The sequence below is a fragment of the Comamonas halotolerans genome, assembly GCF_030162935.1.
Lineage (GTDB): Bacteria > Pseudomonadota > Gammaproteobacteria > Burkholderiales > Burkholderiaceae_C > Comamonas > Comamonas halotolerans.
The window spans coordinates 231,380-244,750 of record NZ_JASAUZ010000023.1; the positions used below are offsets into that span (position 1 = coordinate 231,380).

Here is a 13,371-nt window from a genome sequence, read left to right on the forward strand (position 1 = left end):
CGTTTTTTGCATATGGCTCCCCAACTGCCGTTAGGTGGTACGTGTTGCCAGATTCAACACACGCTCAAAAAGGCGCCCGCCTTCACACACAGTGCCTATGGCTGAGGCGCTGGATATTCCACATCCAGCACCTCCAGCATACGCACACCTGCTGGTGTCGGCAAAGGCACCTCGTCACCCACCTTGGACTTGAGCAGTGCCCTCGCCACTGGTGCAATCCAGCTCACTTGCGCTTTGCTGCTGTCTGCTTCGTCTATTCCCATGATGGTAATTGTGCGCTCCACCCCTTCATCATCGGCATAGGTGACTGTGGCGCCAAAAAACACCTGGTCGCTGCCATAGTGAACTGCAGGGTTGACCACCTCTGCTATTTCCAGGCGCTTTGTCAGAAAACGGATACGGCGGTCAATTTCACGCAGCCGCTTCTTGCCATACAAGTAGTCACCATTCTCTGAGCGATCTCCATTGCTGGCTGCCCAGTGCACAATCTCGACGATTTTGGGCCGCTCGTTATCTATCAAGTCCAGCAATTCATTCTTGAGGGTCTGATAGCCATGAGGCGTCATATAGTTTTTGCTGCCTTTGGGTACTGGGGGCAGGCTGGGCAGATCGTCGTCATCATCCTGCCCGTCAGTTTCCTTGGTGAAAGCCTTGTTCATAGGCACCATCTTCACACAAAAGTAAGCCAAGCCTACGCATAGCGCGCACAAACCAAAAAGTCCTGATACCTTGCGATATCAGGACTTCAAATTGGTGCGGCTGGCAGGAATCGAACCCACGACCCCTTGGTTCGTAGCCAAGTACTCTATCCAGCTGAGCTACAGCCGCTAAGCTATCGATTATAGATTAAGTAATTACCCTGAAATCCAAAAGGTGAAAAGATTTTTTCATCTTCCCGAAACATCAGACTCACCTCTTCACAAAGACAAAAGCCTCAGAGATTTTCATCTCTGAGGCTTGGATCTGGTGCGGCTGGCAGGAATCGAACCCACGACCCCTTGGTTCGTAGCCAAGTACTCTATCCAGCTGAGCTACAGCCGCTAAGCCATCAACAACCTAAGTTATTGATCGAATTCAATGACTTGAATTCACCTTTTTTCCAGCAAAGCAGAAAACAAGGCTTTCATAAAAAGAGAAAAGCCCCAGAACTTTCATTCTAGGGCTTCAATCTGGTGCGGCTGGCAGGAATCGAACCCACGACCCCTTGGTTCGTAGCCAAGTACTCTATCCAGCTGAGCTACAGCCGCATTGGCGGAGAGGGTGGGATTCGAACCCACGGTACGTTATTCACGTACGCCTGATTTCGAGTCAGGTACATTCGACCACTCTGCCACCTCTCCTGCGTGTCGAAGCAGCTATTGTAGCAGTGTTTTGGCCACCGCTTTTGCAAGCAGCAGATTTTTAGGCCTGCAGGCGTTCCACGCCGCCCATATAAGGACGAAGTACCTCAGGGACGATGACAGAGCCATCGGCTTGCTGATAGTTCTCCAGCACGGCAACCAGGCAACGCCCCACGGCCAGGCCTGAGCCGTTCAGGGTGTGAACCAATTCATTCTTGCCCTTGGCATTCTTGAAGCGTGCCTGCATGCGGCGAGCCTGGAAAGCTTCACAGTTGGAGACAGAGCTGATCTCACGATACTTCTCCTGACCAGGTAGCCATACTTCCAAGTCATAAGTCTTGGTGGCACCAAAGCCCATATCACCGGTGCACAGACTCATCACGCGGTAAGGCAAGCCCAGTTTTTGCAGAATGGCTTCCGCATGGCCTGTCATCTCTTCCAGCACTTCGTAGCTCTTTTCAGGGTGCACGATCTGCACCATCTCAACCTTGTCGAACTGGTGCTGGCGAATCATGCCGCGCGTGTCCCGTCCATAGCTGCCCGCCTCTGAACGGAAGCAGGGCGTATGTGCTGTCAGCTTGATGGGCAGCTCGGACTCCTGCACCACTACATCACGCATGAAGTTCGTCAATGGCACTTCAGAGGTAGGAATCAGGTACAGCGCCTGGTTGTCCGGCACAGGCTCACCTTCTTGACCGCCCTTTTTGGCCGCGAACAGATCTCCTTCAAACTTGGGCAACTGGCCTGTGCCTTTGAGGGAGTCCGCATTCACTGCATAGGGAACATAGCACTCGGTATAGCCGTGCTCGCCGGTTTGCACATCCAGCATGAACTGCGCCAATGCACGATGCATGCGAGCAATGCCACCTTTCATCACGGTAAAGCGCGATCCTGAGAGCTTGACACCCATGTCAAAGTCCAGGCCCAAGGGCGCACCCACGTCCACATGGTCCTTGACTTCAAAGTCAAATTTTTTGGGCGTGCCCCAGGTACGCACCACCACATTGTCTTCTTCACCCGCTCCCACTGGCACGCTTTCGTGCGGCAGATTGGGCACCGCTTGCAGCATGGCTTCCAGCTCGGCCTTGATTTGCTCCAGACGAGCGTCAGAACTCTCCAGCTCGACTTTGAATGCAGCAACTTGTGACTTGGCTGATTCGGCCCCTTCTTTGTCGCCTTTGCCCATCAGCATACCGATTTGCTTGGACAGCTGGTTACGCTGGGCTTGCAGCTCCTCCGTACGAGTCTGCAGGGTCTTGCGCTCAGATTCAAGCGCCTGGAATGCATCGACGTTCAAAAACGCCTGGGGCTTTTTACGGGTTTCCAAACGCGCAATGGCGGAATCGAGGTCTTTACGGAGAAGAAGGATGTCTAGCATGGTTGCAATTTTAATGGGACGGGCGATAACAACAGTTGGCACCGCAATCTATCCATCATTGTGCGGCAGTTGCAGTTCAGTTGCAGCCTTTGCTGCCGATAGATAAATAAAGATCCTTCGCACGCGCATTCCAGGAGACCTGCATATGTTCTATGTCTTTGGCATCAACGGCCCCATGTACCACGGGGGCGCAGATCGTTTGAGCCACATCACATCGGTGCGAGGTGTGCAGCGCCCCAGCGGACTGCAGGCAGGGGCTTCGGGCGTTGAAGCGCAGCAGGCCCAAATACGCAATCCCAAGCCAGCGCTTTCCCCACGTGCGAAAGGTGCTGTATCCGCCTACCTGGGCACAGAGCAAGGTCCGAAAGAAGAGCGCCGCCAGCTCTATGTGGTGCGTGATGTCATGACACACGGTGCTATCACCGTTCAGGACAGCATCAGCGTTGAACAGGCATGGAAAATTTTCGCCAGGAAAAAAATTGCCCAGGCTCCTGTTGTCAGCACGCAGGGCCATGTTGTGGGTTTGCTATTGCGTACCGATATGGCTCCACAAGCTTTGCTGCCGGAACCTGGGGCTGTCCGTGAGACTGTTGCCATGGCGCGACGTTTGGTCAGCGAAGTAATGGTAAGTCCGGTTCCTGCTGTCTCCGAAGACACTGAATTGCGCGGCGTTACCCATGTGCTGCTGGAAACTGGTCTGCCTGGACTACCGGTCGCGGATGCCGAAGGACACCTAGTGGGCTTTATCAGCCGAACTGATATTTTGCGCGCCGTTGCCAGCGATCCACCGCTTGATTTGTGGAGCTAAATACCGCAACGGACAATGGCTCAGCCCCCAAAAGAAAACGGCCAACGCTTGCTGCACTGGCCGTTCTGGGAAGCATAAAAGATCTCAAGCCCCGGTTTCCGGTGCTTTGCGAACCTCAATTTCCAAGCCTGTGGCAGGGTCCATCATCTTCAGGCCCTTGGGTAACGGGAACTTCATGGTTTCCTCCACGCCATCCATTTTGCGCACCGAAACTGCGCCCAATGCTTTGATGCGATCAATCACGCCGTTGACCAGCACTTCCGGTGCAGAAGCCCCCGCCGTCAGGCCCACGCGGCCCGCATGATCAAACCACTCAGGGCGTAGCTCGTCAGCGTTGTCCACCATGTAGGCTGGCGTTCCCAGACGGGCAGCCAGTTCACGCAGACGGTTGCTGTTGGAGCTGGTGGGGCTACCCACCACAATAACCACATCCACCTGCGGTGCCAAAATCTTCACCGCATCCTGACGATTTTGCGTGGCGTAGCAAATGTCTTGCTGCTTGGGCTCACGCACATGTGGAAAGCGGGCCTTGATGGCCGCCTTGATGCCTGCCGCATCATCCACGCTCAGCGTTGTCTGAGTCACCACAGCCAGCAACTCGGTCTGCTTGGGTTGCACCTTGGCAACGTCGTCTTCGTCTTCCACCAAGTGAATGCCTTCGGACAACTGGCCCATGGTGCCCTCGACCTCTGGATGGCCTTTGTGGCCAATCATGATGAATTCATAGCCCTCTTTGGCCAGTTTGGCCACCTCAATGTGCACCTTGGTGACCAAGGGACAGGTAGCATCAAAAATGGAAAAGCCCCGCGCCTTGGCCTCTTCCTGAACCGCCTTGCTCACACCATGGGCACTGAATACCAAGGTCGCACCAGGAGGCACATCCGAGAGCTCTTCAATGAAGATGGCACCTTTGTCCTTGAGGTCGTTAACCACAAAGGTGTTGTGCACGATCTCGTGGCGCACATAGATGGGACGGCCAAACTTGGCCAGCGCACGCTCCACGATTTCAATGGCGCGATCCACGCCAGCACAAAAGCCCCGTGGCTCTGCCAGCAGGATTTCCTTGGAGTCCACCACTTCAGAGCACCCCAATGATCTTGACTTCAAACGTCACTGGCTGACCGGCCAAAGGGTGGCTGAAGTCAAACAGCACTGCGCCATCTTCACGCACCTGCACCACCGAGCCAGCATAGCTGCCCAAGCCGTCAGGTGTAGGAAACTGCACCACATCGCCCGCAGCGTACTGCTCATGCGGATCACCCAGTTCATTGAGCAGCTTGCGTGCCACCCACTGCTGCATATCAGGATTGCGATCACCAAAGGCAGCTCCAGCAGGCAGCTCCAAAGTGGTATGCGTGCCTTCAGGCATGCCAATCAGCATGTCTTCGATAGCAGGCGACAGTTCACCCGTCCCAATCGACAAAGTGCCGGGTTTTTCATTGAAAGTGTTGATCACATCACCAGCTGGGCCTGCCAGACGGTAGTGCAGAGTCAGAAAAGAGCCCGCTTGTACAGTGGGCACAGGAGTCGTGGTCGAAGGCGCAGTATTAGTCATGGAAGTCCCGATAAACTGCCCCATTGTAGAAAACCGGGCATGCCCCCGCGCCCTTGGCGTCTGTTTATCCCATTTTCAGCACCAAGACCCATGGCTTTCAAAGACTTACCCGCCGATACTTTGCCGCGCGAAAAGCTGCTGGCACGCGGTGCCACCGCTCTGTCTGATACCGAGCTTCTGGCCATTTTGCTGCGTACCGGCATGACCGGCTGCAGCGTGCTGCAACTGGCCCAGTCACTGCTGGACAGCTTTGGGGGACTCGCAGGCCTGCTCAATGCCAACATCCCGGATCTTCTGAAGATCAAGGGACTCGGCCCTGCCAAGCGTGCGGAAATGCTGGCAGTGATGGAATTGGCAAAACGTGCCACAGCACAGCAATTACGTGAGCGTGAAGTGTTTGCCAGCCCCGAAGCTGTGAAACACTATCTGCAGTTGCAGTTAGGTCACCGCCTGCATGAAGTATTTGCTGTGCTGTTTCTAGACAGCCAGAACCATTTGATTGCCATGGAAGAAATGTTTCGGGGCTCATTGAGTCAAACCTCGGTCTACCCCAGGGAAGTGGCCCTGCGCGCCCTGCACCACCATGCTGCCAGCGTCATCCTTGCCCACAATCACCCCAGTGGCAGTGTGCATCCCAGCTCGGCAGATAACAGACTGACCGCCCACCTCAAAAGTGCACTGGCGCTGCTCGACGTTCGGGTACTTGATCACATCATCGTTGCGCAAGGTGCCAGCTACTCCATGGCGGAGGAGGGTTTGGTATGAGCCAGGCATTTCGCCACCACGGTCTGCATGCCCTGGCCAGTATCTCAAAAGAACTGAAAGCACAGCGCGAGCGTAAAGAAGCACTGGACAAAGCCCGCCAAGAAGCTGTGGCTGCTGCCGAACGTGAGCGCAATCTTTTTACCCACTTTGTTGGGGCCGTCACTCCGCTGCCGCGCACAGATCGTTTTTCGTTTGAGCAAACGCCCCCTGCCCCTCGGCGCCTTCAGCACGAACTCGATGAAGCACGTGTGCTGCACGAAGCCATGAGCGATGAGTTTGATGTCAGCACCTTGCTGGATGTGGATGACCAACTGAGTTTTCGGCGCCCCGGCATCGGATTGGATGTGACACGCAAGCTGCGCAGTGGGCACTGGAGTATCCAGCGCCAGTTGGATTTGCACGGCTTGCGCTCCGACGAAGCACGCGAAGCACTTGACCAATTCATTCGCCTGTCTCACCGTACAGGGTTGCGCTGTGTTCGTGTCGTCCATGGCAAGGGTTTGGGCTCGCCTGGAAAAGCTCCTGTCCTCAAAGCCAAGGTGCTGCGTTGGTTGGTGCAGAAAAAAGAAGTTTTGGCATTTGTCCAAGCACGCCCCGCAGAAGGTGGTGCGGGCGCCTTGGTGGTTTTGCTGCAGCCGGGCAAGCGAAAGCTGTATTGAAAACTTGAAAACTTGAAAACGAGCAAGTCTTTGTGACTGATATCCTTGCTGGCGTAGCCAACTCAGCCGAGGGAACAAGTTCGGGCCCAGTTCACAGTGATGCATAGACAAAAAAAGGGCAAGTCACCACCATGACTTGCCCGGACGGGTGCTTTTGTTGTGTTTTTTCAGCAGCTTAACGCTGTGCATCCTGAATCTTCACGCCAAAGAGTGCGACACCCAATACCCCTTGCGGGTTGTAATTTTGCGCAGTATGTCTGTTTAAGGCTGTGGTACCGGTGACTGTGAGGACGCTGTTTGAGCAGGCTCAGACATAGGCTGAGCCTGCTTGGTCGCAACAGATGGATTGCTGCTGCGCTGCAGATAACGCTGATACTCCATACTCTCACGTGAGTCGCCATAGCCAGAGGGGTGGGCAATATACGTCATGCCCGACGCATGCCACTGCTTGAGATCTTCCAGCACTTGCGCGCGGGTCAAGCCGGGGGCTGGGCTCTGGGTCGTCGGGCTGGCCGTGGTTTGCGCATGGGCATTGAGGCTGGCACACAGCACCAGAGCCACACAAGCCCACAATCGTTGCGACATTCAAAAACTCCTTCACTGGACTGAAGACAGCTACCACCTTGGCGGCTTTTCATGGGCTAGAGTTTCTGCCAGTAACGCACCATGCGTCTGTGCGTTTTCTCACTTTCCAGATGTAAAGACAAAGTGGAACTCCCAACCACTACTGGGCATCGGCCAGCGCAATCAGTCCATCCACATTGAGCAAGACAATGCTGCGCCCCTGTCTTTGCAGCAAACCCAGACGCACCAGACGTGACATTTCCCGCGCCACTTCCTCCCGACTGGCACCCAGATACGCAGCCAAGCTCGCCTGGGTTGGGCTGGGGGTCAAGGTTACCTGGTTGTGCTGCACGCCTTGACGCTGCGCCAAGGCCAGCAAGCGCATGTGCAAGCGGCTACGCACATTCAGCGTACCCATCTCCACCACACGCCCCACCAGCTGCCACAGCAGGTCAGTGGCATTGTTCAAAATCCCAGCCACAATGGTGCTGTCGGTCATCAGCCACTCCTGTGTGGCCACTTTGTCCATCGCTGCCAACAGCGTGTGCTCTGTAGCCACCACCATCATGCCTTGAGGAATGGAGGCACTGAGCCAGGTATTGCCAAACATCTGCCCAGGAAACAGCTCACCCAGCAATAGCTCCTTGCCCTGCACATTGGTGCACAAAACCTGCAACTGCCCTGCCAGCAGCACATGCACGCATGCGCCGTTGAATGGCTGATCCACGGCCTGACCTGCTTCCATGGGACACCAGCGCAGCTGCTTGGCCAGCCAGCGCAAGCGTTCGCTATCCAGATGCGAAAACGCAGGTACGGCACGTAGCAGTTGCCAGGAAGGAGGAACCGGAGAAGCGGGCATTTTCAAATCTTAGATGCTATGACACAACAAATGATGGGCAGATAGAGCCACATTACAGTGGCAGGCCACGCATAGGGCGACCATAAATGCGTGCCACACGCTCCTCCAGCGGAGGATGCGCATCCAGCCAGTGCTCCAGCTTGCCACTTTCCGGCGTTTCCGCCAGCAACATATGCTGAACCAGCGGGTGGTCCAACCCTGTGTGGCTGCGCCGATCCGCCCGCCAGCCTCCCAGATACTGCTGCGCGGTCTGCCGCTGCGTCATCACCTTGCGTAAAACACCTCCCAAGGCGTCTTGGCTGCGCGTCCACTGCACAGCACGAGCATCTGCCAAGAACTCGCGCTGGCGCGAGACCGCTGCCTTGAGCAAACGCCCGCTCAGCCAGCCCACGAAGCCAGCGGCCATGATGGCCGAGCCAAACCACAAGCCCAAAGCGCTGCGCTCGCGCAATTCCTGGCCAAAGTTGTAAACCAGCTCCAGACCACTCACCATGCCTGCCAAGCGCATATTCAGCAGCGTGTCACCCTCTTTCAGGTGCGAGAGTTCATGCGCCACCAGACCCTGCATCTCATCGCGGCTCAGATAGTCCAGCGCCCCTTGAGTGACAGCAATCACGGCATCGTCGGGCGTCCATCCCGCTGCAAACGCATTGATGGCATCAGCACGTGCCAGCACCACCACCTGCGGTGGCCGCATCTGGGCAGCCAAGCACATCTCGTGCACGATGTTGCACAGTTGTTGCTCCGCCAACGAACTGCCAGGCCTTGCCTTTCGTGCGCCAATGCGTTGTGCCAGTTTGCGGCCCCCTTCGCTGAGCTGCTCATACGTCAGCCACCAGCCCCCCAAGATCAGGAACAAAGTCACGCCAACGTTAACGGCCACAAAGCCTTTGGGATAGTCAAAACGTGCAAGCAGCAGCAACCACGCCAAGGTCAGCCCGCCATGCACAGCTGCCAAAGAAGCCAAAACGCACAGCATGAACAGCAGCAACAACCAGCGTGTCGTACGCCGTGCATCAGCCTGCCAGTGCCAAAACCGCATGGGAACCTTGTCCGTCTATCTATTTAGAAACGCACTTGCGGAGCGATCCGCTCTTGCTCCGAACTTGTGGACTGCAGCATGGTTTGGTGCATGAAGCCAAGCAGGCGGGCCAGAATCAGATCGGGGAACTGGCTGACTTTGTCATTGAACTCCATCACCTGATCGTTGTACGCCTGCCGTGCAAAGCCGATACGGTTTTCAGTGCTGGCAATTTCTTCGCTCAGGCTTTGCATTTGCGCATCGGCCTTGAGCTCAGGATAGGCTTCCGCCACCATCATGAGTCTGCCCAGACTGCCACCCAACAATTGCTCGGCTGCAGTGAAGGCCCCCAGCTCTGCATCACTGCGTGCATGCCCCCGCAACGCATCACTGGCCTGCACAGCCTGATTGCGGGCCTTGGCCACTGCCTGCAATGTGCTGGCTTCGTGCTGCATATAGCCGCGAGCCACTTCCACCAAATTGGGAATCAGGTCATAGCGGCGTTTGAGCTGCACATCTATTTGCGACCACGCGTTTTCCACACGGTTGCGCAACAGGCGAAGACGGTTGTAGACCGCAGCGGCCCACAACGCCAAAACCAACAAAACTGCGACCAAGATGAAACCAACTGTTCCCATGTGCACACCCTCCTGACTTCGAATTGTTGAAGGGATACTAAGGCACCACGGGCTAACCCTCAAACGCCTTTGTTGCGCATCCAGTCTGCTGTCTGCATAAAACTGTTGTGCAAACGCACTCGCAAAGCATCAGGCACCTGGGTTTCCAGCATGGCCTGATCCATGCAAGCCACCCATTGATCTCGCTCCAGGATGCCGATGGAGAAAGGCATATGGCGCATGCGCAGACGCGGGTGGCCAAAGCGCTCTACAAAGTAATCTGGTCCCCCCAACCAACCGCATAAAAACCAGAACAGCTTCTGGCGCGCATCTTCCAGCGTGCTGCCATGGGCTGCACGCAATTCGGTGTAGCTGGGCTCCAGATCCATCAGGTCATAAAAACGGTCAACCAAAAGACGTACAGGCTCTTCACCCCCAATCCATTCAAAGGGTGTGTCGAAAGGGGGCTTTTCTTCAATCTGCATGACAAGCTTCAAGACAAAAGCCTGCGGCATGCGCAGGCTGAAAACGAAAACTGCAAGTGTGCCAGCAGCGGCACGAAGGTCGCCACGCCAGGGTTAAGCGCGCCGCTGCTTGTGAGCCTCGTGCTGGGTTTGACATTGAATGCAGCGCTTGGCCGATGGAAACACCTGCAAACGCGCCAATGCAATATCTTTGCCGCAATCCACGCATTCACCATAGCTGCCATCCGCAACACGCTGCAGCGCCGCACGCACATCTCGCAACTCTTGCTGGTCGCGCATTTCCTCCGCATGACGGACTTCACGATCCGAGCTGTCACGACTTTGGTTCGCGTCAGGCTCACGCGGCAAATCTTCTGTGTCTTCGGCATGCTGCTCTTGCTCATCTGCCGCTCGCTCAATCTCGCGCAACAATTGCTGTTCACGCTGAAGCAAGCTGTCTTGCAGGGCTTTGAGATCTTTCGTATTCAATGTGCTCATATGTTTAAGCATGCGCCAGTCAGGCGGTACTGGCAATGGGAACGCCGCGCATAAGTGCGTCATCCTGCGTTAACGCAATCTTTCGAGCAGATGGCTTGACCATTGCTTGAACACTCCTCATGCGCCATGCATACGTCTATGTGCATGGCAAATGAGAGACCTTCTCTTTGCGCCTGGCCCCTGTCACTCGACTGCCCGCAAGCTGTCCATCACCGGACGCTGCAAGACTTCACGCAAGCCCCACCAGCCTGCACCCCATGCCAAAGCCGCGCCCACCACACCGCCTGCGCAGGGGACCCACCAGGGTGCTGTCCACGTAAACTCGAACACCCAGCGCGCCAAGGCCCAGCCCACTACCATGGCGACTGCGCTGGCCAAGAAACCCGCCAGCAGGCCCACTCCCACCAGCTCGGCACGTTGCACCTGCCGCAGCAAGCTGCTTTGAGCCCCTATGGCGCGCATGATGGCGTACTCGCGTGCACGCTCTTCGCGTGTCGCGGTCACGGCAGCAAACAACACCACTAGACCAGCAGCCAAAGTGAAGGCAAACAAAAACTCCACGGCTCGAATGACCTGATCCAGCACACGCTGAACCTGAGCGATGGTGCTGTCCATGTCAACATTCGTCACATTCGGAAACTGGCGCAGCAGGGCATTGTCAAAATCTGCTTGCTGCGGTGCGCGATAGGCCGCCATATAGGTAGCAGGCACGTCGGGCAAATCATCTACTGGAAAGAGAATGAAGAAATTGGCGCGCATGCTGCCCCAGTCCACCTTGCGCAAACTCGTCAGGCGCGCGCTGTGGCGAATGCCTCCCACATCGAATACCAGCGCATCTCCGAGTTTGAGGTTCAGGGTTTTCGCAATCCCCTCCTCCACACTCGCGCCATCCGCCTCCCCCGCTTGCCATTGACCGGCAACCACGCGGTTCTTGTCCGGCAGGGTGGAGGAGTTGGACAAATTGAACTCACGGTCCACCATACGCTTGGCGCGCCCATCCTCATAGTCATCAGGGCTGATGCTGCGGCCATTGACCTCCACCAACCGCCCACGAATCATCGGATACCAGTCGTATTGCAACACGCCCGCTGCTCGCAAATTTGCCTGAAATGCATCCGCTTGATCCGGCATGATGTTGATGACAAAGCGGTTGGCCGCATCAGACGGAGTGGCCTGCCTCCAACTACTTACCAGATCGGTGCGCAGCAGTACCAGCAGCACCAGGGCCAGCAGGCCCACGGCCAAGCTGCTGACCTGTACCACTGCATAACCAGGACGCGCCGCCAGCTGACGCGTTGCCAAAATCATCCAGCGCGGAGCGGTTCGCTCCGAAACCAGGCGACGCAGCAACTTGACGGCCAACCATGCCATGCCTGCAAACACCAAGGCAGCCAGCGCAAACCCACCCACCGCAATACCTCCCAAGGCAGCATCACGGCTCACTGCCATTAGCAAAGCGGCAAAGCCCAGCACACCCACCAGCAATACTCCCGCAGAGACAGGTCTGAGTGCCCCGACATCGCGGCGCAGCACGCGTAGCGGTGGCACCTGGGCCAGCTGAAGCACAGGCGGCAGACCGAAAGCCAAAAGCAGTGTCATGCCCATACCCACACCAAAACCCATAGGCCACAAATTGGGAGCAGGCAGACCTTCAGCCACCAAACCAGATAGCAGCCAGACAAAACCATGGTGCACCGCCCACCCTAAAGCCACACCCAGCAAACTGGCCAGCACGCCCACTAGCGCGAACTCCAGCACATAGGCTGCCGCAATCGTGCGTTGCCCCAAACCCAGTACGCGCAACATGGCCGCAGTATCCAGATGACGCTGCGCAAAAGCGCGGGCTGCCAGTGCAACAGCTACGGCAGACAACAGCGCTGCCAACAATGCCACCAAGCTTAGAAACTTCTCACCTCGCTCCAATGTGCGCCGCATTTCAGGGCTGCCGCTGTCCAGCGTTTCCACACGGCGGCCTCCTCGCCCGTTTTCGCCCACCTGCGTTTTGGCCCACGTTTCATAACGTGCAACAGCCTGTGCGTCTTCTCCCGCCACCGCAAGACGCCAGGTGATACGGCTGGCGGGCTGCACCAACCCCGTCTCATCCAGGTTTTGGCGGTTGATCATCACGCGGGGGGCAAAACTCATAAAGCCAGCGCCACGGTCCGGCTCTGCCGTGATCAGCTTGCCAATACGCAAGCTGGCATCCCCCAGCAACAAGCTATCACCGACCGATAGCCCCAAACCTGCCAGCAGCGCAGCGTCCACCCATGCTTCTCCGGCTTTAGGGACTTGATCCGTGAGGGAATCTTCTTGCTCAACATGATCAGTAACGCGCAGCTTGCCGCGCAAGGGATAACCGTCTTCCACGACTTTCAGTGCTACCAGTCTTGCCTGCCCCCCGCGTTCTTCCGAGGCTCGCCCCATGGTTGGAAAAACCATGGTGGTGACATGCCGCAGCCCAGCTTGCTGTGCCTGCGCCGCAAACTCTTGCAACTGCCCATCGTTGCTGGCAATGACTACATCGCCACCCAATAGCTGGCGCGCATCACGCTCAAGACCACCCTCCAGGCGGTTGGCAAAAAATGCCACCGATGACAACGCTGCGACAGCCAAGGTCACTGCCACCCACAGCAAACGCAACTCCCCCGCGCGTGCGTCGCGCAGCAAAGTGCGCCAACCCAGTTGTAAAAAACTTATCGTCATAGCGCACACATTAACCGATGCCAATCACCCAGATTGCCAACTCCCTGTGCGCTCAGCTCCAGTCCTGAAAACGTTTTCAATTCATTTGATATTTTTTCCCTCAAGGCGCTCCCTCGGGTTAACCCCTTTTGCCTAATTCA

General features: G+C 56.5%; 14 protein-coding genes and 4 tRNA genes. 3 read left to right on the forward strand and 15 right to left on the reverse strand.

What is annotated here, in order from left to right:
• Positions 1-95: 95 nt before the first annotated feature.
• The 6 genes from greB to serS all read right to left on the reverse strand — a co-directional run bounded on the left by greB (position 96) and on the right by serS (position 2,718).
• Positions 96-659 (reverse strand): transcription elongation factor GreB, encoded by a 564-nt coding sequence (gene greB, locus QEP11_RS11615; protein ID WP_284336808.1) that lies wholly within the window; start codon positions 657-659, stop codon positions 96-98.
• A gap of 92 nt (positions 660-751) precedes the next feature.
• A tRNA-Arg gene (locus QEP11_RS11620) sits at positions 752-828 on the reverse strand.
• A 136-nt stretch (positions 829-964) separates the two neighbouring features.
• A tRNA-Arg gene (locus tag QEP11_RS11625) sits at positions 965-1,041 on the reverse strand.
• 129 nt (positions 1,042-1,170) lie between these two features.
• Positions 1,171-1,247 (reverse strand) — tRNA-Arg (locus QEP11_RS11630).
• Between the two features lie 2 nt (positions 1,248-1,249).
• Positions 1,250-1,340, reverse strand: a tRNA-Ser gene (locus tag QEP11_RS11635).
• A 61-nt stretch (positions 1,341-1,401) separates the two neighbouring features.
• Positions 1,402-2,718: a serine--tRNA ligase gene (serS, locus tag QEP11_RS11640; RefSeq protein ID WP_284336809.1), complete on the reverse strand. Its 1,317-nt coding sequence runs from the start codon at positions 2,716-2,718 to the stop codon at positions 1,402-1,404.
• Between the two features lie 145 nt (positions 2,719-2,863).
• Here serS and QEP11_RS11645 point away from each other — a divergent pair, with 145 nt between their 5' ends.
• On the forward strand, positions 2,864-3,526 hold the full coding sequence (locus QEP11_RS11645; RefSeq protein ID WP_284336810.1) for a CBS domain-containing protein: 663 nt from the start codon (positions 2,864-2,866) through the stop codon (positions 3,524-3,526).
• A gap of 84 nt (positions 3,527-3,610) precedes the next feature.
• On the opposite strand, the gene ispH is transcribed toward QEP11_RS11645, so the two are convergent.
• Together ispH and QEP11_RS11655 are read right to left on the reverse strand one after the other, a co-directional pair.
• Positions 3,611-4,603, reverse strand: coding sequence for a 4-hydroxy-3-methylbut-2-enyl diphosphate reductase (gene ispH, locus QEP11_RS11650; protein ID WP_284337026.1), 993 nt, complete (start codon positions 4,601-4,603; stop codon positions 3,611-3,613).
• Between the two features lies 1 nt (position 4,604).
• On the reverse strand, positions 4,605-5,081 hold the full coding sequence (locus QEP11_RS11655; RefSeq protein WP_284336811.1) for an FKBP-type peptidyl-prolyl cis-trans isomerase: 477 nt from the start codon (positions 5,079-5,081) through the stop codon (positions 4,605-4,607).
• Between the two features lie 90 nt (positions 5,082-5,171).
• Here QEP11_RS11655 and radC point away from each other — a divergent pair, with 90 nt between their 5' ends.
• Both radC and QEP11_RS11665 read left to right on the forward strand, forming a co-directional pair.
• Positions 5,172-5,846: a RadC family protein gene (gene radC, locus QEP11_RS11660; protein WP_284336812.1), complete on the forward strand. Its 675-nt coding sequence runs from the start codon at positions 5,172-5,174 to the stop codon at positions 5,844-5,846.
• Positions 5,843-6,505, forward strand: a complete 663-nt coding sequence (locus tag QEP11_RS11665) for a Smr/MutS family protein (protein WP_284336813.1) — start codon at positions 5,843-5,845, stop codon at positions 6,503-6,505. The genes radC and QEP11_RS11665 overlap by 4 nt, the downstream gene beginning before the upstream one ends.
• A gap of 261 nt (positions 6,506-6,766) precedes the next feature.
• On the opposite strand, the gene QEP11_RS11670 is transcribed toward QEP11_RS11665, so the two are convergent.
• The 7 genes from QEP11_RS11670 to QEP11_RS11700 form a co-directional block, all read right to left on the reverse strand.
• A complete protein-coding gene (locus QEP11_RS11670) occupies positions 6,767-7,090 on the reverse strand; it encodes a DUF4148 domain-containing protein (protein WP_284336814.1) in 324 nt (107 codons plus the stop codon).
• A gap of 139 nt (positions 7,091-7,229) precedes the next feature.
• Positions 7,230-7,928 (reverse strand): Crp/Fnr family transcriptional regulator, encoded by a 699-nt coding sequence (locus tag QEP11_RS11675; RefSeq protein WP_284336815.1) that lies wholly within the window; start codon positions 7,926-7,928, stop codon positions 7,230-7,232.
• A 52-nt stretch (positions 7,929-7,980) separates the two neighbouring features.
• Positions 7,981-8,970, reverse strand: coding sequence for a M48 family metalloprotease (locus tag QEP11_RS11680; protein WP_284336816.1), 990 nt, complete (start codon positions 8,968-8,970; stop codon positions 7,981-7,983).
• A 23-nt stretch (positions 8,971-8,993) separates the two neighbouring features.
• Positions 8,994-9,587 (reverse strand): LemA family protein, encoded by a 594-nt coding sequence (locus QEP11_RS11685; protein WP_284336817.1) that lies wholly within the window; start codon positions 9,585-9,587, stop codon positions 8,994-8,996.
• 59 nt (positions 9,588-9,646) lie between these two features.
• Positions 9,647-10,051 carry a group II truncated hemoglobin gene (locus QEP11_RS11690; RefSeq protein ID WP_284336818.1) on the reverse strand — a complete coding sequence of 135 codons (405 nt, stop codon included), beginning with the start codon at positions 10,049-10,051 and terminating at the stop codon, positions 9,647-9,649.
• A 93-nt stretch (positions 10,052-10,144) separates the two neighbouring features.
• Positions 10,145-10,528, reverse strand: a complete 384-nt coding sequence (locus QEP11_RS11695) for a TraR/DksA family transcriptional regulator (protein WP_284336819.1) — start codon at positions 10,526-10,528, stop codon at positions 10,145-10,147.
• A 183-nt stretch (positions 10,529-10,711) separates the two neighbouring features.
• Entirely contained in the window at positions 10,712-13,231 is a 2,520-nt protein-coding gene (locus QEP11_RS11700; protein WP_284336820.1) for an ABC transporter permease, read from the reverse strand.
• Positions 13,232-13,371: the final 140 nt, after the last annotated feature.